The sequence below is a fragment of the Desertivibrio insolitus genome (assembly GCF_017355965.1).
Classification (GTDB): domain Bacteria; phylum Actinomycetota; class Actinomycetes; order Actinomycetales; family Microbacteriaceae; genus JAFIQW01.
On the sequence record NZ_JAFIQW010000001.1, the window covers coordinates 391759 to 410629 of the forward strand.

Genomic DNA, 18871 nt, shown 5'->3' on the forward strand with positions numbered 1-18871 from the left:
CGCGATCCCGCAACCGAACGGCGACCCCGCCAACGGTCGATGGCGGGGTCGCCGACTCATGGCGGGGCCGCAGCGGCATCCGGACCGAAGGAGCGTCCCGGATGCCGAATCACGAAACCACGCACCCGATCGCGGAACCGGCACCCGATCGAGTGCAAGTTTCGCGATCGGGTGCCGGATGCGTCGGCGCGGACGGTGCTCGCTAGAAGCGGAGCAGCACCTTCCCGCTGGTCGACGCGTCGAGCGCCGTCTCGAACGCCTCGAGCGTGTCATCGACCGGGAACTCGTGCGTGACGACGGGCGCGACGTCGAGGGAGCCGTCGGCGAACGCCTCGAGCACCTCGTCGATCTCGTCGACGAAGCGGAAGGAGCCGACGAGCTCGAGCTCGCGGGTGATCGCGAGACTCATCAGCGCGGGCTGCTCGCCCGACGGCTGCAGCCCGACCATCACGACACGGGCCCCGCGGGCGGCGCCGCGGATGGCGGACATGAGGCCGCGGGGGCTGCCGGAGGACTCGATCACGACGTCGGCCTGCACGGCCGCGATCGCGTCGGCGTCCGTCGCCTTGATGGTCTCGGTCGCCCCGACGGCTCGCGCGATCTCGAGCGGCTTGTCGTGCATGTCGACCGCGACGATCTCGCTCGCACCGAAGCGCTTGAGCACCGCGACGACGAGCGCGCCGATCGGGCCGGTGCCGATGACGAGGGCGCGCTTGCCCGCGACATCCTTCGCCTGCTTGACGGCGTGCCAGGCGACGGCCGCCGGCTCGGCGAGCGCGGCGTCGCGCAGCGACAGTCCGTCGGGCAGCGGGCGGAGCATGCGCGTCGGCAGTGCGACGAGCTCCGCGAAGGCGCCCTCCGTGTGCGGACGGCGGGCGGCGCTGCCGAGGTAGGTCGTGCCGGGAGCCAGGTTCGGCCGGTCCTCGGGGTACCGCACCCCCTCGACGGGCTTCGGCGTGGCCGGATGCACGGCGACATCCGTTCCCTCGGCCGGACCGCTGCCGTCGGCGGCCGCGCGCTCCACCGTGCCGACGATCTCGTGACCGAGCACCATCGGGTCGACGAGCAGGGACTCCCCCGCCGCGCCGTGCGTCCAGTAGTGCAGGTCGGACCCGCAGACCCCGCCGTAGGCGATGCGCACGAGCGCCTCGTCGGCGGCGGGGGTGGGAGCCGGTCGCTCCTCGACCCGGAGGTCGCCCTTCGAATGAACCACCACTGCGCGCATCACACCACCACCGTCATCCCGCCGTCGATGAAGACGACCTGTCCGTTCACGAAGTCCGACGCGTCGGACGCGAGCCACACCGCCGGGCCCTTGAGGTCGGCCGTGCGGCCCCAGCGCCGGGCCGGCGTGCGGCCGACGATCCACGAGTTGAACTCCTCGTCGTCGACGAGGCGCTGCGTCATCTCCGTGTGGATGTAGCCGGGCGCGATCGCGTTGATCTGGATGTCGTGCTCGGCCCACTCGACCGTCATGGCGCGGGTGAGGTTGCGGATGCCGCCCTTCGCCGCCGTGTACGCACCGATCGATGCCCGGGCGAGGTCGGTCTGCACCGAGGCGATGTTGATGATCTTGCCGCGACCGCGCTCGATCATGCCGCGCGCGACCGCGCGGCCGACGAGGAAGGCGCTCGTGAGGTCGGTGTCGATCACGCGCTGCCAGTCGGCGAGCTCGAGGTCGAGCAGCGGCACGCGGTGCTGCACGCCCGCGTTGTTGACGAGGATCGCGATCGGTCCGGCGACGCGCTCGGCCTCGGCGACGCCGGCGGACACCTGGTCGGGATCGGTGACGTCGAAGGCGACGGCGCTGATGCGGTCCTCGCCGAAGTCCGCCGCGAACTGCGCGCGGGTCGCCTCGAGCCGGTCGCGGTCACGGCCGTGCAGCACGAGCGTCGCGCCGGCCTCGGCGAGCCCGGCCGCGATCTCGCGGCCGATGCCGCGGCTCGAGCCGGTGACGAGGGCGACCCGCCCGGTCAGATCGAACAGGGGGTGGGACATGAGGTGCTCCCTGGGTCGAGGGGGTGGTGGCGGTGACCCGCCACCACCCGGTGGATCAGAAGGCGCTGCCGACGAGGTAGATCGCGAAGGCGAACACGAAGCCGACGACGCCGACGAGCGCCTGCCCGACGGTCCACGTGCGGAGCGTCAGCGTGGTGCTCATGCCGAAGAAGCGGCTGATGAGCCAGAAGCCCGAGTCGTTGACGTGACCGGCGAACACCGAACCCGCGGCGAGGGCGAGCACGATCGCGGCGAGCTCGACCTGATTGAGCGAGGTGTCGGCCGCGACGACGGCGGCGACGAGCGCAGCGGCGGTCGTCAGCGCGACCGTGGCGGAGCCCTGGGCGACGCGCACGATGGCCGCGATGATGAAGCCCGCGATGATGACGGGCAGCCCGAGCTGGTTCAGCGAGTCGGCGATCGCGGTGCCGATGCCGCTCGTGCGCAGGATGTAGCCGAACATGCCGCCCGCACCGGTGATGAGGATGAGCGAGCAGACGGGGCCGAGCGCGCTGTCGGTGATCGTCTCGATGAGGTTGCCGCGCTTCTTCGGCTTCCAGCCGAGCAGCAGGATCGCCGCGATGACGGTGATCGTGAGCGCGATCGGGGTCTCGCCGAGCATCCGGAGCACCTGCACGGTGCCGTTCTCGAGGGAGACGATGCCGGCGCCGGCGAGGGCGTTGAGGCCGGTGTTCATGAGGATGAGCACGAGCGGCAGCGCGAGCAGGAACACGGTGGTGCCGAAGCCGGGGTTCGAGCGGAACTCGTCGGCGGCGTCGTCCTTCGCCTGGCCGCCGGAGAGGATCGCGGGGATCGGGACGTCGTAGCGCTTGCCAAGCCAGGTGCCGTAGAGGTAGCCCGTGATGTACCAGGTCGGGATCGCGATGATGAGACCGAAGAGCAGCACGAGGCCGAGGTCCGCGCCGATGATGCCGGTCGCGGTGACGGGGCCGGGGTGCGGCGGCACGTAGATGTGCATGACCGAGAAGGCGACGGCGGCGGGGAACGCGTAGCGCAGCAGGGAGCCGCCGATGCGGCGACCGACCGCGAAGATGATCGGCAGCATGACCACGAGGCCCGCGTCGAAGAAGATCGGGAAGCCCATGAGCAGCGACGCGACCGAGAGCGCGAGCGGAGCGCGCTTCTCACCGAACCGGGCCACGAGGCGGTCGGTCAGCACCTGAGCGCCGCCGCTCGTCTCGATGAGCCGACCGAGCATCGCGCCGAGACCGACGAGCAGGGCCACCGTCGCCAGGGTGTTGCCGAAGCCCGTGGTCATCTGCCCGACGATCTGTCCGGGCGAGATACCCGTGGCGACGGCCGTGAAGAAGCTGACGATGATCAGCGCCAGGAACGCGTGCAGCTTGAACTTGATGATGAGCAGGAGCAGCACGCCGATCGCGGCGACCGCCACGGTCAGCAGGCCCCACGTGGGCAGCTGCCACGAGAACACGATTTCGGGGGTCATGGAACTCTTTCGTCGTTGAAGTGGTGGACGGGAAAAAGGGTCAGGCGTCGAGCGCGCGGACGAGGGCGACCGCCTGGGTCACCATCTCCTCCGGCGTCTGGTTCAGGTCGACGAGCACACCGCGCTCGTCGGCCTGGATGGGTTCGAGGGTCTGGAACTGCGAGTCGAGCAGCGTCGTCGGCATGTACTCGTGGCTGCGCTTGGCGAGACGCGAGGCGATGAGCTCCCGCGACCCGTTCAGGTGCACGAACACCAGGGACGGCGCGTACGTCTTCAGCGCGTCGCGGTACTTGCGCTTGAGCGCCGAGCACGCGACGACGATGGGGTTGCCCTCGGCGAGCTCCGCGCCGATGCGGTCGGCGATGATCTCGAGCCAGGGCGCCCTGTCCTCGTCGTTCAGGGGCTCGCCGCGGCGCATCTTCTCCTTGTTCGCGCTGGGGTGCAGGTCGTCGGCGTCGACGAACTCCATCCCGAGGCGCTCGGCGAGCAGGGAGCCGATCGTCGATTTCCCGGAGCCGGAGACTCCCATGACGATCAGCGGCGGGGTCGAGGGCGCGGCCATGAATTCCTCCGTCGGTAGCGAACGCATCGTCACGTCCGACCTCCCGGCGGGCGGGTAAATCAGACTTAGTCGGCAACCGTAGCAGGTGCGGAAAGCGGTTGGCGACGGTCTGGACGAGGCGGCTGAGTGCCGGAAGGATGCTGTGCCGCGAGGCATCCGGAGCCGCTCTTCCGCTCACGCCGTCCGGCGTAACGAGCGTCCTCCGCGTCGGGCGGAAGGGCTAGCCTGACGACGACTCGACGAACGAAGGAGTGACGTGGCCGAAGCGCAGGCGAACATCGGCGTGGTGGGACTGGCTGTCATGGGCAGCAATCTCGCGCGCAATCTGGCGAGCCGGGAGGGGAACACCGTCGCGGTGTACAACCGCACCTGGGAGCGCACCGAAACGCTCATCACCGAGCACCCCGAGGCCGGCTTCATCGCCAGCGAGACGATCGAGGACTTCGTCGCGTCGCTGCAGAAGCCGCGCACCGCGATCATCATGGTGCAGGCCGGCCGCGGCACCGACGCCGTGATCGACCAGCTCGCGAACCTCATGGAGCCCGGCGACATCATCGTCGACGGCGGCAACGCGCTGTTCACCGACACCATCCGCCGCGAGGAGGCCATCCGCGCGAAGGGGCTGCACTTCGTCGGCACCGGCATCTCCGGTGGCGAGGAGGGCGCGCTCAACGGCCCGAGCATCATGCCCGGCGGCACGAAGGAGTCGTACGAGACCCTCGGCCCGATCCTCGCCTCGATCGCGGCGCGCGCCGACGACGGCGAGCCCTGCGTCACGCACATCGGCGAGAACGGCGCGGGCCACTTCGTCAAGATGATCCACAACGGCATCGAGTACGCCGACATGCAGCTCATCGCCGAGGCGTACGACCTGCTGCGCAACGCGGCCGGCTACGAGCCCGCCGAGATCGCCGACATCTTCGACGACTGGAACAAGGGCGACCTCGACTCCTACCTGATCGAGATCACCGCGCAGGTGCTCCGTCAGGTCGACGCGAAGACGGGCAAGCCCTTCGTCGACATCGTGCTCGACCAGGCGGGGTCGAAGGGCACCGGCGTCTGGACCGTGCAGAACGCCCTCGACCTCGGCATCCCCGTGTCGGGCATCGGCGAGGCGGTCTTCGCCCGCGCGCTGTCGTCGAAGCCGGCGCAGCGCGCCGCGGCATCCGACCTGCCCGGTCCCGAGTCGCCGCTCACGGTCGAGGACCGCGAGCAGTTCGTCGAGGACGTGCGCCGTGCGCTCTACGCCTCGAAGATCGTCGCCTACTCGCAGGGCTTCGACGCGATCGTCGCCGGCGCCGAGAAGTACGGCTGGGAGATCGACCTCGGCGCCGTCGCCAAGATCTGGCGCGCGGGCTGCATCATCCGCGCCCGCTTCCTCGGTCAGATCACCGAGGCGTACACGCAGACCCCCGACCTCGTCGCGCTCGTGACCGCGCCCTACTTCCGCGAGGCCGTCACCGGCGCGCAGCAGTCGTGGCGCCGGGTCGTCGCGGATGCCACGTGGGCCGGCGTCCCCGTACCGGGCTTCGCGTCGGCGCTGTCGTACTACGACGGCCTCCGCGCCGCCCGCCTGCCCGCGGCGCTGATCCAGGGTCAGCGCGACTTCTTCGGCGCGCACACCTACAAGCGCGTCGATGAGGAGGGCTCGTTCCACACCCTGTGGTCGGGCGACCGCAGCGAGGTGGCGCAGGAGGGCTCCTCGCACTGAGGCGTTCCGCTTGTCGGAGGGGTCGGGCCTGCGGGCTCGGCCCCTTCCGCGTTTCCGGGGTGTGCCGCGGCATCCGGCGTCGTCGATGCTCCCCTGTGGCGTCTGTAGGAACGGTGGCCGCGACGCGCCGCCATGAGTGCCGTCTCACCGGCGAGTCGCGGCCACCGTTCCTACACTCGCCACGGTCGTGAGCACCGGGGCGAGGCGGCCGAAGACTCATCCGTTCTTCCAGCAGGACATGCGCGACCGGCACGCCGGAGGGCGGCCGCCGAAGTCGGCGCGTCGCGGCGGATGTCCTGCTGGAGGAACCGCGACCTAGGCGCGCCGGTGCAGCAGCTCCCGCGCGCCGAGCGCGACCGCGAGCAGCAGCACCGCGCCGAGCACGGCCTGCCACGGCAGGGTCACAGCGAGCACGAGGCATCCGGTGAGCCCGACGACGTGCACCCAGCGCGGCAGCCAGCGGTGCTCCCCCGACTGCGCGAGCGCCGAGAAGTGCGCGATCGCGTAGTAGCCGAGCACCGCGCAGCTCGAGAACCCGATGAGCGCGCCCGCCGGCAGCACGAGCACCCCGATGATCGCGACGGCCGCCACGACGAGTTCGGCGACCACCGGCGTGCTCCGCCGCGAGATGTGGGCGAGCCCCCCGGGCAGGTCACGGTTGCGGGCCATCGCCAGCGAGGTGCGGCTGAGCCCCGCGAGGATGTTGAGCAGCGACCCCACGCACGCGATGCCGGCGAGCAGACGGATGACGGGATCCCAGCCTCCGCCGAGCAGGTCGGCCAGGGGCGACGCGCTCGCGGCGAGGCGGTCGGGCCCGAGCACGACGAGCAGCACGGTCGCGATCGTGGCGTAGAGCACGAGCGCGATGCCGAGCGCCGCGAGGATCGCCCGGGGCAGGGTGCGGCGCGGGTCGCGCACCTCCTCCCCCAGGGTGGCCAGGCGCGCGTATCCCGCGAAGCTGAAGAACATGAGGCCCGCCGCCTGCAGCACGCCGTAGACGCCCGCGCCGCCGAGCTGGAACGGTTCCGGCTCCGGCGCCGCCACCGCGACCGCGACGAGGGCGACGACGAGCCCCGCGAGCACGACCGTGACGATGGCCGCGCTGACGCCCGCGGTCGAGCGGATGCCGCTGGCGTTGACCGCCGCGAGCGCCACCACGACCACGACAGCGACGGCCCGCGCCTGGTCCGGCCACAGGTACTGCCCGGCCACGACGGCGATCGCCGCGGCCGACGCGGTCTTGCCGGCGAGGAAGAGCGTGCCGGCGGTGAATCCCGTGCGTTCACCGCGGAGGGCGCGCCCGTAGGCGTAGGAGCCGCCCGACACCGGCAGCTGCATCGCGAGCTGCGCGGTGCTGAGCGCGTTGAGGGTCGCGACGACCCCGGCGATCACGAGCCCGACGAGCAGCGCGCCGCCTGCGGCATCCGCCGCCGGGGCCCACACGAAGAACACGCCGGCGCCGATCATCGAGGCGAGCCCGATCACGACCGCCGACCCCGCGCCGAGGCGCCGCTCCAGTACTGCCATGAGCGAACCGTAGCGGTCGGCGGTGAACCGTCCGTGGCACCATGGCTGCGTGCACGATGACGACGAGCCGGAGCTCGCCGGGTACGACCCGGGCGACGGCCGCCCGCTCCACAGCAGACGCAAGCTCATGGTCATGCGCGTCGTGGTCGTGCTCGGCCTGATCGGGCTCGTGCTGCCCGGCATCGTCACGACCGTGTCGGTCGGCCGGGCCACCGCCCAGCGCGCGTGCGACTTCTGGGGCGTGCAGACCGCGCCGGGCGCCACCTCGTACTCGGCCCGCTTCGAGGTGTTCGGCCCGAGCGGCATCGGCTGGGAGTGCTACACGGTCGGCTCCTTCGGCGGCGAGCGGCACGTCGCGTCGCTCGGGCTCATCCCGGATGGGCGACGCGTGCCGGTGGGCGAGCCGTCGTGACGCTGCCCGCTTCCGCGTAGGAGGCGGACGAGCCGCCGCGTCACTGCGCCGCGAGCGCAACCCGGCACGTCAGCGCCGATCCGGCATGCGATGGCAGGCCGGATACGCGATCGGATGCCGGTTGGTGGCGGGTCGACCGGTCTCGATACACCCGCCGCGCGGACTACTCGACCGACCGGTAGGGGCGGCCAAGCCGCTGGGGTGACTGCGGCAGGAGCGCAACCGGGCACGTCAGCGCCGATCCGGCATGCGATAGCAGACCGGCTACGCGATGGGATGCCGGTTCGTGACGATTCGACGGGTCGCAATGCCCGCTGCACGGAGCCGAGCGTGCCGGTGGAAGCAGGTCTCGATGCGCCCGCTCCGCGGGCTACCCGAGCGACGCGTGCGGACAGGTCTCGATACGCCCGCTGCGCGGGCTACGCGACCGACGGGTGAGGCCGACGGGTGGGCGCTACGCGGCCCCGTCGAACATCGCCGTGACCGAGGCGTCGTCGAAGACGGCCTGGATCGCCTGGGCGATGAGCGGCGCGATCGGCAGGATCTCGAGCTTGTCGAAGCGCTTCTCGGGCGGCAGCGGGAGCGTGTCGGTGACGACGACCGAGTCGATGAACTCGTTCGAAAGCAGCTCGACGGCGGGGTCGGAGAACACCGCGTGCGTGGCCCCGACGACGACCTTCGTGGCGCCGTTCTTCTTCAGCGCCTCGGCGGCCTTCGCGATCGTGCGGCCGGTGTCGATCAGGTCGTCGACCAGCAGGCAGACGCGGCCCTCGACCTCTCCGACGATCTCGCGCACCTCGACCTGGTTCGCGACGCGGGGGTCGCGGCGCTTGTGGATGATCGCGAGCGGCACGCCGAGCTTGTCGCTCCAGATGTCGGCCACGCGCACGCGGCCCATGTCGGGCGAGACGACCGTGAGGGTCGCCGGGTCGAGCTTCGCGCGGAAGTGCTCCATGAGCACGGGCATCGCGAACAGGTGGTCGACGGGACCGTCGAAGAAGCCCTGGATCTGAGCGGCGTGCAGGTCGACGCTCATGATGCGGTTGGCGCCGGCGGCCTTGAACAGGTCCGCGACGAGGCGGGCCGAGATGGGCTCGCGGCCCCGGCCCTTCTTGTCCTGGCGGGCGTACGGGTAGAACGGCGCGACGACCGTGATGCGCTTGGCGGATGCCCGCTTGAGCGCGTCGACCATGATGAGCTGCTCCATGAGCCACTCGTTGATCGGGGCCGTGTGCGACTGGATGACGAAGACATCCGAGCCACGGACGCTCTCGTCGAAGCGGGCGTAGATCTCCCCGTTCGCGAAGGTGCGGGTCTCGCACGGGAGCAGCTCGCTGCCGAGCTCGGAGGCGATGGCCTCCGCGAGCTCCGGATGCGAACGGCCCGTGACGAGGACGAGTCGCTTCTCGCCGGAGCTCGTGATTCCCGTCAAGTCAGCTCCCGCTCTCCGCCGCCTCCGCGGCCTTGGTGCCCGGCCGGTTCTTGGAGACCCAGCCGTCCATGTTGCGTTGCGGAGCCACGTTGATCGCGAGTGCGCCTGCGGGAACGTCCTTGCGGACGACCGTGCCGGCGCCCGTATAGGCTCCGTCCCCGATTCTAACGGGGGCCACGAACACGTTGTGCGAGCCGGTGCGCACGTGGGAGCCGACGACGGTGCGGTGCTTGTTGACGCCGTCGTAGTTCGCGGTGATCGTTCCCGCCCCGACGTTCGCGCCGACACCGACCTCGGTGTCGCCGATGTAGCTGAGGTGCGGCACCTTGCTGCCCTCGCCGATCGTCGCGTTCTTCGTCTCGACGAAGGTGCCGATCTTGCCGTCGGCGGCGAGCTTCGTGTTCGGCCGCAGGTAGGCCCACGGCCCGACCGTCGCGCCCTCGCCGATCACCGAGAGCGTGGCATCCGTGCGCTTCACGACGGCATTCGCGCCGACCTCGGTGTCGACGAGCGTCGTGTCGGGGCCCACGACCGCACCAGACGCGATCGTCGTCGCACCCTTGAGCTGGGTGTTGGGCAGGATCTCGACGTCGGGCTCGAGCTTGACCTTCAGGTCGATCCAGGTCGACGCGGGATCGAGGATCGTGACGCCCGCGAGCTGCCAGCCGCGCACGATCATCGCGTTGAGGCGCCCGGCGGTGTCGGCGAGCTGAGCGCGGTCGTTGATGCCGTTGACGAGCCAGCTCTCGGCGACAGGCACCGCGTCGATCGGCACCTGCGCCTGCCGCAGCAAGCCCAGGACATCCGTGAGGTACTTCTCGGCCTGCGCGTTGTCGGTGCCGACCTTGGCGAGCTGCTCGCGCAGGTCGGGGGCGCGGAAGACGTAGGTGCCGGAGTTGATCTCGGTGATCGCACGCTCGTCATCCGTCGCGTCCTTGTGCTCGACGATGCGGTCGAGGGAGCCATCGGTGCCGCGGACGATGCGTCCGTAGCCGGTGGCGTCGTCGAGGATCGCGCTCAGCACAGTGGCGCCGGCGCCGCTCCCCCGGTGCGCGGCGATCAGTCCGGCGAGGGTCTGCGCGTCGAGCAGCGGCACGTCACCGGACACGACGACGACCTCGCCGTCGAAGCCCTCGGGCAGCGCGTGCAGCGCGACCTCGACGGCGCGTCCGGTGCCGGGGATCTCGTCCTGGTCGACGATCGTCGCCTCGGGCAGCAGGTCGGAGATGGCGGATGCCACGGCGTCGCGCTCGTGCCGCACGACGGTGAGCACGTGGGCGGGGTCGAGCTCCCGCGCCGTCGCGAGCACGTGCCCGAGGATCGGCAGGCCGGCGAGCTCGTGCAGCACCTTCGGCTTGGCGGACTTCATGCGCGTGCCGGCTCCGGCGGCGAGCACGACGACGGCGAGACGGGAATCGACCATGGCTCGATTCTGTCAGTGCCCGCCTGCGCGTCGGACGGGGCACGAATTGCGGGGTCCGCAACAGTGCGTGGCACGGGGCGCGCCTACCCCCACTCAGGTGGCGTCACCCCTAGCGTCTGCGGTGCCGGAAGGAGCCATCCCCCATGACCCGCTTCGTCGTCGACGCCACCGCCCTGCTTCACCTCGCGGCCGAGAATCTCGCCGTCGCCCCCGAGCACGAGCTGCTCGCCCCGACCCTGCTGCGCTCGCACACCCTCTCCGCCATGCACGAGGCGGTCTGGCACGGCGAGCTCGACGAGGCGACCGCGCTCGCCCGCCTCGAGCAGGCCAACCGCATCAAGGTGCGCCTGCTCGGCGACGCCGTGCTGCGTCGCACCGCCTGGAAGATGGCGACCGAGCTGAACTGGGCCGCGACCTACGGCACCGAGTACCTCGCGCTGACCCGCCTGCAGGCCGACGCCTTCGTGACCCTCGACGAGCAGCTGATCCGCACGAGCAACGGCATCGTGCCGATCGTCGGCATCGAGGCGCTCACGACGGGGCCCGAAGAGCCGGTGGCGCTGCCCGCCGTGCCGAAGGCGGCCCCGAAGCGCAAGCGCGCTGCCGCGTCCTGAGCTGCCACCGACCCTCGGTCGAGCAGCCGCGACAGCGGCGTAGCGAGACCGGGGCGCCAGGGTGCCGCCGCACGCGCTGCCGATCGAGCGCCACAACGCATGGCGGCCGGCGCATGGCCGCGACCGCGCGGTGCAGCACGACGATCAGCAGCGATAGTCACCTCCAGCCGCAATCGTTCGCGGCTGGTTGTGACAAGCGCGGCTAGTCCTCCAGGTTCCAGACAGGCGGGCAAGTGCGTGAGCGCCTGGCCGAGAGGCGAGGCGCGACGGGTCCATCAAGTGCTGCCACTCCCAACGAGCCGCAGGCAGCAGAAGAGCCGCCCCATCGGCGGATGCCTCTAGGCTCGCGTTCCTACGCGGGAAGGGGCAGCGCATGGCACGCCGGGCGGACAGCGACGAGCACTACGTGATTGACCTCTGCGACGCGATCCTCGGGCTCACCGCCAGCCGCCAGCACCGCTTCGACTGGCTGCGCGGCGACCCGTCCCCGTCGCGCCCGAGCGGCACCACGCTGCCGGTCGACGCGTTCTACGAGGAGCTCGGGCTCGTCGTCGAATACGCGGAGCGGCAGCATGACGAGGCCGTCGTGTTCTTCGACAAGCCCGACCGGATGACGGTGTCCGGCGTGCACCGCGGACTTCAGCGCGCCCTCTACGACCAGCGGCGCCGCGACCTCATCCCCGAGCACGGCCTGCGCCTGCTCACGATCGCCGCCGCCGACCTCGACCACGACACCCGCGGACGCCTGCGCCGGAACACCGAGGCCGACCGCTTCGTGATCGAGGCGATGCTCGCGAGCGGGAAGTAGGAGCTCCGCCCCCAGGATTCGAACCTGGTCCTAACAGCTCCAAAGGCTGTCGTGCTGCCGTTACACCAGGGCGGACCACGCCCCGCGGGACGCGCGGTCAAGTCTGCCAGAGGGCGGCCGCGGCATCCGTCGCCGTCGGCGTCCGCCTGGTGAGCACCAGCGGGCGAGATCACACCAGACCGACCAGATCGCCCCATTGCACGATGTGACTTCGTCGCTTCGGCGTGACCTCGTCCGGCAGCGCGGGCGGCGCACCCCCGAGCGTCCGCGGCAGGGCGGGGCAGCCCGAGGGCGCTGGCGCTGGCGGCTCAGCCCGAGTGTCCGCCGCCCCGCCATAATGAGCGGATGCACGCAGCCGACGAGGTCGACCGCATCGTCGACGCCTGGAGCCGCGAGCGGAGCGACCTCGACTTCGCCCCGCTGCAGGTACTGAGCCGGGTTGACCGGCTGTCGAAGCACCTCGACCGGCAGCGCAAGACCGCGTTTCAGGCGACCGAGCTCGAGTCGTGGGAGTTCGACGTGCTGAGCGCCCTGCGCCGCGCGGGGTCGCCGTATCAGCTGAGCCCGAAGTCGCTGCTGCACGAGACCCTCGTCTCGAGCGGCACGATGACCAACCGCATCGATCGGCTCGTGTCCCGCGGTCTCGTCGAGCGACGCACCGATCCGCGCGACGGACGCGGCGTGCTCGTGACGATGACGGATGCCGGGCGCGAGCGCGTCGACGCCGCGATCAGCCTCCTGCTCGCCGCCGAGCGCACGATGCTCGAGGGCCTCAGCCACGGCGACCAGGACAAGCTCGCCGCGCTGCTGCGCAAGCTCAGCCTCGACTTCGACTGAGGCCCCCGAGAAGGGCGTACGACCGGCGTCAGGCGCAGCAGCCCCCGGCCGTCGCAGCCGCCGGAACGTCGCAGCTCGCGCCGGCCCCAGACGAGCACACCCCGGTCTCCGGCAGCACGAGCTGCACGTCGCGCGCCGCGGCGCGGTCGCCCGCGAGCTCGGCCGCGATCGACCGCACCTGCTCGTAGCCGGTGAGCAGCAGGAAGGTGGGCGCGCGGCCGTAGCTCTTCATGCCGGCGACGTAGAAGTCGGGCTCCGGATGCGTCAGCTCGGCGACCCCGTGCGGGCGCACCGTTCCGCAGCTGTGCTCGTTCGGGTCGATGAGGGGCGCGAGCGCGCGCGGCGCCTCGACCACCTCGTCGAGCCCCAGCCGGATCTCGCGCAGCATCTCGAGGTCCGGCCGGAAGCCGGTCGCGTTCACCACGACGTCGGCGTCGAGGGTCGTGTCCTCTCCCCCGCGGCGCCCGACCACCCGGAACCCGGGCAGCACGTCGTCGATCTCGAACCGGTCGATCAACGCGATCGTGCCTGCGCGCACGCGGTCGTGCACGGCGGAACCGAGCCGTCCGCGGGCGGCGAGCTCGTCGGCATCCGACCCGAACACACGCACGGGCGAGGCGTTGCGGATCGCCCAGCTGATGGTCGTGCCGGGCACCTCGGATGCCAGCGCCGCGAGCTTCAGCAGCGTGTTCGCGGCCGAGTGACCCGCGCCGACCACGAGGGTGTGCCGGCCGGCGAACTGCTCGCGGTCGCGACCGAGCACGTCGGGCAGCGCGTGCACGATGCCGTCCGCGGTGACGGGCAGTCCTGCGGCGCCCAGCGGGTTCGGCGACGAGTAGGTGCCCGAGGCGTCGATGACGGCGCGGGCCAGCACCGACGAGCGACCGGCGGGCGTCTCCACCCGCAGCAGGAAGGGCGCGTCGGCGCGGCCGGCGGTGCGGGTGCGGTCCATGCCGCGGCGGGAGACGGCGGTCACCCGCGTCGAGTAACGGATCCGAGGCGACAGCGCCGCGGCGAGCGGTTCGACGTACTCGGCCACGAGCTCGTGCCCGTCGGGCAGGCGCGCGGCGTCGGGCGAGGTCCAGCCAGAGCGCTCGAGCAGGCGGGCGGATGCCGCGTCGACGAGCTCGGACCACGGCGAGAACAACCGGGTGTGGCCCCACTGCGACACGGAGGCGCCGGCGGAGGCGCCGGCTTCGAGCACGACGACGTCGAGGCCGCGTTCGAGCAGATGGGCGGCGGCGGCGAGGCCGATCGGGCCGGCGCCGATGACGGCCACAGGGAGGGCCGCCCGCTCGGTGGCATCCGTTCGGCTGGGGACGGTGAGTGTGAGCGTCATGGTCAGGCGGGGAGGATCTCGCCGAGGAGCGTCTGGATGCGGGCCTTGATGTCGTCGCGCACCTCGCGAACGGTCTCGATGCCCTTGCCGGCCGGGTCGGTGAGCGCCCAGTCCTCGTACCGCTTGCCGGGGAAGATGGGGCAGGCATCGCCGCAGCCCATCGTGATGACGACGTCGGAGGCCTTGACCGCGTCGACCGTCAACACCTTCGGGGTGTTGCCGGCGATGTCGATGCCCTCCTCCGCCATGGCCTCGATCGCCACGGGGTTGATCTGGTCCTTCGGCTCGCTGCCGGCGGAGAGCACCTCGACGCGGTCGCCCGCGAGGTGCTGCAGGTACCCTGCGGCGATCTGCGATCGGCCGGCGTTGTGCACGCAGACGAACAGGACGGTGGGCTTCTCGGCCATGGTGCTCCTTCATCGATGACGGTCGATGCCGCGAGTATGGCAGCACATATCGATGAGCGTCAATGTATGGCAGGATCCCTTCATGGCCATGATCGAGTTGTCGCTGACGGATGTCACCGCGTGCTGCGCTCCACTCACCCGGGAGCCCCTCGAGGCCGACAACGCCGACGCGCTCGCTCGCTCGCTCAAGGCCCTCGCCGACCCCGCCCGGCTGCGGCTCATCTCGATGGTCGCGGCGCACGAGGGCGCGGAGGCCTGCGTGTGCGACCTCACCGAGCCGCTCGGACTCTCGCAGCCGACGGTGTCGCACCACCTCAAGGTGCTCGTCGACGCCGGCATCCTCACCCGTGAGAAGCGCGGCACATGGGCGTACTACTCGCTCGTGCCGGGCGCGCTCGACTCGCTCGCGGGGCTCCTCCGCACGGTCTGACGCCGCCCGGCGGCTCGCTCCTGCAGGCATGAGTGCGCCGCGTAGCGCTGAGTGCACCGTCGACCGCCGAGTGCGCCGCCGGCACCGTGGGCAGTCGGCGCTTCGCGCCGCTCTCGCGGCTGGATCGTCCCCCCGGCGGTCGATACCCGCGAAGCGGACATCGAGACCGAGCACCGCCGTGCCGCCGGCCCGAGCTCACACCACGACCTGCTCCTTCGGCAGCTCCCGCATGCGCGACAGCGGCGAAAACACGACGAACCCGCAGCCGAGGAACGTGCCGACGACGCCGATCCAGAACACGGGCAGCACTCCGAGCGCCTCGCCGAGCACGCCGGAGAGCAGCGCGCCGATCGGCATGACGCCCCAGACGAGCACCCGGATCGACGCGTTCATGCGGCCGAGCAGTTTCGGCGGGCAGAGCCGCTGGCGCATCGTGACCTGGGTGACGTTGTAGACGACGATCGTGAACGAGGTGAGGAACTGCCCGGCGACGAGCAGCGCGATCGCGGCATCCGGCAGCAGGGCGGCGAGCGGGATCGGCACGAGGGCGATCGCGCCGAGCACGGCGGAGAGCGGGATGACGCGGGCCTCGCCGAAGAGCTTCGCGGCACGCGGGGTGAGCACCGCGCCGAGCAGCCCGCCGACGGATGCCACGGAGAACGTCAGCCCCAGCACCGCCGGCGACAGCCCGAGCTGCTCGAGCACGAGCAGCGGGTAGAGCGTGAACACGAGGGTGGCGAAGAAGTTGAAGGACGCCGTCGCTAACGCGACGCTGCGGATGAGCCGCTGCCCCAGCACGAAGCGCACGCCCTCGGCGATCTCGACGTGCAGCGGCCGGCGCTCGTCGGGGTCGCTCGGCTGCTCGCGGTCGCGGATGAACAGCACGATGAGCGCCGACAGCACGTAGGAGACGGCGTTGCCCAGCACGAGCAGCGGTGCCTGCAGCACCGTGAGCAGCGCGCCGCCGACGCCGGGGCCGCCGATGCGCGCGACCTCCGCGGTGGCCTGCAGCACCGAGTTGCCCTGCCTCAGCTGCGCCCCGCCGACGAGGATCGGGAGGTAGCTCTGGTAGGCGACGTCGAAGAACACCGTCGCGATACCGACGATCGCCGAGACCGCGACGAGGTGCCAGAACTCCAGCGCGCCCGCGAGCCAGAGCAGCGGAATGACCGCGAGTGCGAGCGCCCGCACGAGATCGCCCGCGATGAGCACGCGCCGCTTCAGCATCCGGTCGACCCAGGCTCCCGCCGGAAGTCCGACGAGGAGGAAGGCGGCGCTGCTCGCGGCCTCGAGAGCGCCGAGCTCGAGAGCGCCCGCCCCGAGCAGCTCGACGGCGATGACCGGGATCGCGATGCCGGCTAGCTGAGTGCCGAACTGGCTGATGCCATCGGCGCCCCAGAGCAGCCGGAAGTTGCGGTCCTTCAGGACGTGCGACTCGGTCGTCTCGATGCTCACGCAGGGAGTGTCCGCCGAGTGATTGGGACTTGTCAATCGCTTCAGGTCTAGCCTTGGGTCGTGTCGCAGGACGAGTTCGGCGCCCCTGAGCCGACGGACGAGGAACGGATGCAGCGCGCCCGCGCGCTCGCCTCCCCGCTGCGCATGCGGATCCTCCGCCTCTGCCTGCACGAACCGCGGACCAACAAGGAGCTCGCGGACCTGCTCGGCGTGAACCCGGGCAGCATGCTGCATCACGTGCGGGCGCTGACGGAGCACGGCTTCCTGGCCGCCGAGGAACCCCGCCGCGGCGCCCGCGGCGCCCGCGAGGTGCCTTATCGGGCGACGGGTCTGTCGTGGCACTCGGGCACCGCGGAGATGATGCCCGTGCTCGTCGAGACGTTCCTGCAGGAGATCGAGGGCGTGCCGCCCGAGGATCTCGCGCTGATCCGCATGGGACTGAAGCTGACGAAGCACCGCCAGGACGAGCTCTACCAGCGCATGCGAGAACTCATCGTCCAGTACTCGCTGACGCCGGATGCCGAGGGCGAGTTCACCTCGGTGTTCGTGGCGGCGCACCCGGATCGGCAGCAGCTCAAGGGCGACGCATGACGCCCGAAGACGACGTGCCCTGTCACCGAGAGGCGACAGGGCACGTCGTGTAAGGCTCGTCGGTCCGTTGTGCCGGACCGCGCGCCGGCTAGTTGATCAAGCGGTACATGAAGGCCGCCATGGCGTCGCGAGCGACCGGCTGCAGCGGGCGGTACGTGCGCGAGCCGTTCGCTTCGCCCCAGCCCGTCGAGATCTCCTCCGACGCGAGCCAGCTGATCTGCTTGTAGAACTGGTTGTCAGTCCGGACGTCGGAGAAGGGCGACACCGCCGGAGGCGTGTATGCGGGCTCGTCCTTGAAGCGATACATGAACGCGGCCATCGCATCCCGGTTGACCGGCTCCAGCGGGCGGAAGGTCTTGGTCCCGTTCGGGCCAGGCCAACCCGTGGAGATCTTTTCAGCGGCGAGCCAGGAGATCTCCTTGTAGAACTGGTTGCTCGTCGGCACGTCCGAGAAGGGCGACGTGGTCGGCGGCGAGTACGGCGGGCTGCCCGCCAGGCGGTAGAGGAACGCGGCCATCGCGTCCCGGGCGACGGGCTGGAGCGGACGGTACGTGCGCGTGCCGTTCGCCTCGACCCAGCCGGTGGAGATTCCCCTGGCAGCAACCCAGCCGATCTCGTTCGAGAACTGAGCCTCTCGAGGAACGTCGGTGAACGAGATCGGCGCCGGCACGGCCTTGCCCGCGCTGGTCGTGGTCGCGCTGAGGTAGCCCGCCTTCGAGCCCGTCACCTTGACGGTCAGGGTCGAGCCTGCGTCAGCGGCTGCCACCTTGTATGTCGAGGCGGTCGCACCGCTGATGGCAGTTCCGTTGCGGTGCCACTGGTACTTCAGCGAGACGGGCGCGGGGCTCCAGGTTCCGGCGTTCGCGGTCAGAGTGCTACCGACTGCACCCGAGCCGGTGATGGTGGGGGTCGCGGAACTGAGGACGCCGCTCACCGTGAGGTTGTAGGGCTGTCCGCTGGTGACCCTGCCCGCTCGGGAGTAGACACGGATGTACGCATTGCCGGCGGCCGCGGAGGCGGCGACAGCGCGCATCGTCGCGCCATCACAGTCGGCACCCTTCAGCACCGTCTCCGAGATCAACCCGCCCGACGTGTCGTAAATCGTCAGTCGATAGAGGTCCTCTGTCCCGAGGTTGCACGGGAAGCGGAAGTCCACGCTGAGTCTCGAAGCGGCGGGCAGTGAAACGCGGAAGAAATCGCAGTCATAGAAGTTGTTGTTGCAGTCGCCGTTGAAGGTCGAACCGGAGATCTTCTGGCCGAGGGCGATGACGTCTGCCGTGGCGGTCGTTGCATTGCGTTCGGTTTCAGACGGCATCGCCGCCACAGTCGCTTTCAGCGTGTAGGCCTGCCCCTTCCACACGGGCGCGCTGGAGAAAGTGCTGACTCTTGTTTTGAGCTGGACGTACGAGACACCGGAGTCGACGAACATGGCCAGACCGCGGAGGTTGCTGCCGTCGTAGTCGCTCGACGAGACCTCATGCCGGTACGTGACGGTCCCGGCCTTGTCCAGCACCGACAAGGTGAGTGCACTGTCGGTGCCGAGCGCGTCGGAAAAGCGGAGGTCGAGGGTCAGACGACCTTGGCTAGTGGCCGAGACTCGATAGGTGTCGCAGTCGTAGAAGTTGTTGTCGCAGTCGCCGCTGGTGCGGAAGCTTGCACGCATGGTGTCGCCGAGCGCGAGCGGCTGCGCCGTCGCGGTTGAGGAGTTGGGTTCGATCTCAACGACTTCTGCTGCGTACGCAGGAGTCGCGATGAGAAGCGCCGCGAGCACGAGCAGGGCCGTGACAGCAGCTGCGATCGAGCGGGTGGACTTTGGACGGGAAGGGTGGAGCAGGGACGACATGAGGCCGCCTCTCT

The 18871-nt window shown here is 70.7% G+C and carries 18 protein-coding genes and 1 tRNA gene; 7 read left to right on the top strand and 12 right to left on the bottom strand.

The features are described from left to right. Positions 1 to 202: 202 nt before the first annotated feature. Genes JUB10_RS01850 through JUB10_RS01865 form a run of 4 tightly spaced genes read right to left on the bottom strand, consistent with a single transcriptional unit; the run spans position 203 to position 4028 of the window. On the bottom strand, positions 203 to 1225 hold the full coding sequence (locus tag JUB10_RS01850) for an L-idonate 5-dehydrogenase (RefSeq protein WP_207454375.1): 1023 nt from the start codon (positions 1223 to 1225) through the stop codon (positions 203 to 205). After that, on the bottom strand, positions 1225 to 1998 hold the full coding sequence (locus JUB10_RS01855; RefSeq protein WP_207453754.1) for an SDR family oxidoreductase: 774 nt from the start codon (positions 1996 to 1998) through the stop codon (positions 1225 to 1227). The genes JUB10_RS01850 and JUB10_RS01855 overlap by 1 nt, the downstream gene beginning before the upstream one ends. A gap of 55 nt (positions 1999 to 2053) precedes the next feature. Beyond that, positions 2054 to 3466, bottom strand: coding sequence for a GntP family permease (locus JUB10_RS01860; RefSeq protein WP_207453756.1), 1413 nt, complete (start codon positions 3464 to 3466; stop codon positions 2054 to 2056). A 40-nt stretch (positions 3467 to 3506) separates the two neighbouring features. Then, positions 3507 to 4028 carry a gluconokinase gene (locus JUB10_RS01865; protein ID WP_207453758.1) on the bottom strand — a complete coding sequence of 174 codons (522 nt, stop codon included), beginning with the start codon at positions 4026 to 4028 and terminating at the stop codon, positions 3507 to 3509. A 256-nt stretch (positions 4029 to 4284) separates the two neighbouring features. Between JUB10_RS01865 and gndA the strand changes: the two genes are divergently transcribed. Further along, the gene (gene gndA, locus JUB10_RS01870; RefSeq protein ID WP_207453759.1) at positions 4285 to 5739 is read left to right on the top strand and encodes an NADP-dependent phosphogluconate dehydrogenase; all 1455 of its coding nucleotides are present in this window, start codon (positions 4285 to 4287) and stop codon (positions 5737 to 5739) included. Positions 5740 to 6054: 315 nt separating this feature from the next. Here gndA and JUB10_RS01875 read toward each other — a convergent pair whose 3' ends face one another. Then, positions 6055 to 7266 carry an APC family permease gene (locus JUB10_RS01875; protein WP_207453760.1) on the bottom strand — a complete coding sequence of 404 codons (1212 nt, stop codon included), beginning with the start codon at positions 7264 to 7266 and terminating at the stop codon, positions 6055 to 6057. Positions 7267 to 7315: 49 nt separating this feature from the next. Between JUB10_RS01875 and JUB10_RS01880 the strand changes: the two genes are divergently transcribed. Continuing rightward, positions 7316 to 7678 (top strand): hypothetical protein, encoded by a 363-nt coding sequence (locus JUB10_RS01880; protein WP_207453761.1) that lies wholly within the window; start codon positions 7316 to 7318, stop codon positions 7676 to 7678. Positions 7679 to 8132: 454 nt separating this feature from the next. On the opposite strand, the gene JUB10_RS01885 is transcribed toward JUB10_RS01880, so the two are convergent. Next, positions 8133 to 9110 (bottom strand): ribose-phosphate diphosphokinase, encoded by a 978-nt coding sequence (locus tag JUB10_RS01885; protein WP_207453762.1) that lies wholly within the window; start codon positions 9108 to 9110, stop codon positions 8133 to 8135. A 1-nt stretch (position 9111) separates the two neighbouring features. After that, positions 9112 to 10533, bottom strand: a complete 1422-nt coding sequence (gene glmU, locus JUB10_RS01890; RefSeq protein ID WP_207453763.1) for a bifunctional UDP-N-acetylglucosamine diphosphorylase/glucosamine-1-phosphate N-acetyltransferase GlmU — start codon at positions 10531 to 10533, stop codon at positions 9112 to 9114. 143 nt (positions 10534 to 10676) lie between these two features. On the opposite strand from glmU, the gene JUB10_RS01895 reads away from it, so the two are divergent. Beyond that, entirely contained in the window at positions 10677 to 11147 is a 471-nt protein-coding gene (locus tag JUB10_RS01895) for a type II toxin-antitoxin system VapC family toxin (RefSeq protein ID WP_207453764.1), read from the top strand. 373 nt (positions 11148 to 11520) lie between these two features. Further along, positions 11521 to 11955: a hypothetical protein gene (locus JUB10_RS01900; protein ID WP_207453766.1), complete on the top strand. Its 435-nt coding sequence runs from the start codon at positions 11521 to 11523 to the stop codon at positions 11953 to 11955. A gap of 3 nt (positions 11956 to 11958) precedes the next feature. Here the strand turns inward: JUB10_RS01900 and JUB10_RS01905 are convergent. After that, positions 11959 to 12030: transfer RNA gene (locus JUB10_RS01905), tRNA-Gln, on the bottom strand. 270 nt (positions 12031 to 12300) lie between these two features. On the opposite strand from JUB10_RS01905, the gene JUB10_RS01910 reads away from it, so the two are divergent. Further along, positions 12301 to 12792, top strand: coding sequence for a MarR family winged helix-turn-helix transcriptional regulator (locus JUB10_RS01910; protein WP_207453769.1), 492 nt, complete (start codon positions 12301 to 12303; stop codon positions 12790 to 12792). Positions 12793 to 12820: 28 nt separating this feature from the next. Here the strand turns inward: JUB10_RS01910 and JUB10_RS01915 are convergent, their stop codons facing one another. Next, complete coding sequence (locus tag JUB10_RS01915; RefSeq protein WP_207453778.1) at positions 12821 to 14131, bottom strand: FAD-dependent oxidoreductase; 1311 nt, start codon at positions 14129 to 14131, stop codon at positions 12821 to 12823. 2 nt (positions 14132 to 14133) lie between these two features. After that, positions 14134 to 14538: an arsenate reductase ArsC gene (locus tag JUB10_RS01920; protein WP_207453780.1), complete on the bottom strand. Its 405-nt coding sequence runs from the start codon at positions 14536 to 14538 to the stop codon at positions 14134 to 14136. An 82-nt stretch (positions 14539 to 14620) separates the two neighbouring features. On the opposite strand from JUB10_RS01920, the gene JUB10_RS01925 reads away from it, so the two are divergent. Next, a complete protein-coding gene (locus JUB10_RS01925) occupies positions 14621 to 14968 on the top strand; it encodes an ArsR/SmtB family transcription factor (protein WP_207453782.1) in 348 nt (115 codons plus the stop codon). 195 nt (positions 14969 to 15163) lie between these two features. Here JUB10_RS01925 and JUB10_RS01930 read toward each other — a convergent pair whose 3' ends face one another. Next, the gene (locus JUB10_RS01930; RefSeq protein ID WP_207453784.1) at positions 15164 to 16423 is read right to left on the bottom strand and encodes an MFS transporter; all 1260 of its coding nucleotides are present in this window, start codon (positions 16421 to 16423) and stop codon (positions 15164 to 15166) included. 60 nt (positions 16424 to 16483) lie between these two features. Here JUB10_RS01930 and JUB10_RS01935 point away from each other — a divergent pair, with 60 nt between their 5' ends. Further along, positions 16484 to 17014: a helix-turn-helix domain-containing protein gene (locus tag JUB10_RS01935; RefSeq protein WP_307859048.1), complete on the top strand. Its 531-nt coding sequence runs from the start codon at positions 16484 to 16486 to the stop codon at positions 17012 to 17014. An 88-nt stretch (positions 17015 to 17102) separates the two neighbouring features. On the opposite strand, the gene JUB10_RS01940 is transcribed toward JUB10_RS01935, so the two are convergent. Continuing rightward, on the bottom strand, positions 17103 to 18857 hold the full coding sequence (locus JUB10_RS01940; RefSeq protein WP_242682013.1) for an S-layer homology domain-containing protein: 1755 nt from the start codon (positions 18855 to 18857) through the stop codon (positions 17103 to 17105). Positions 18858 to 18871: the final 14 nt, after the last annotated feature.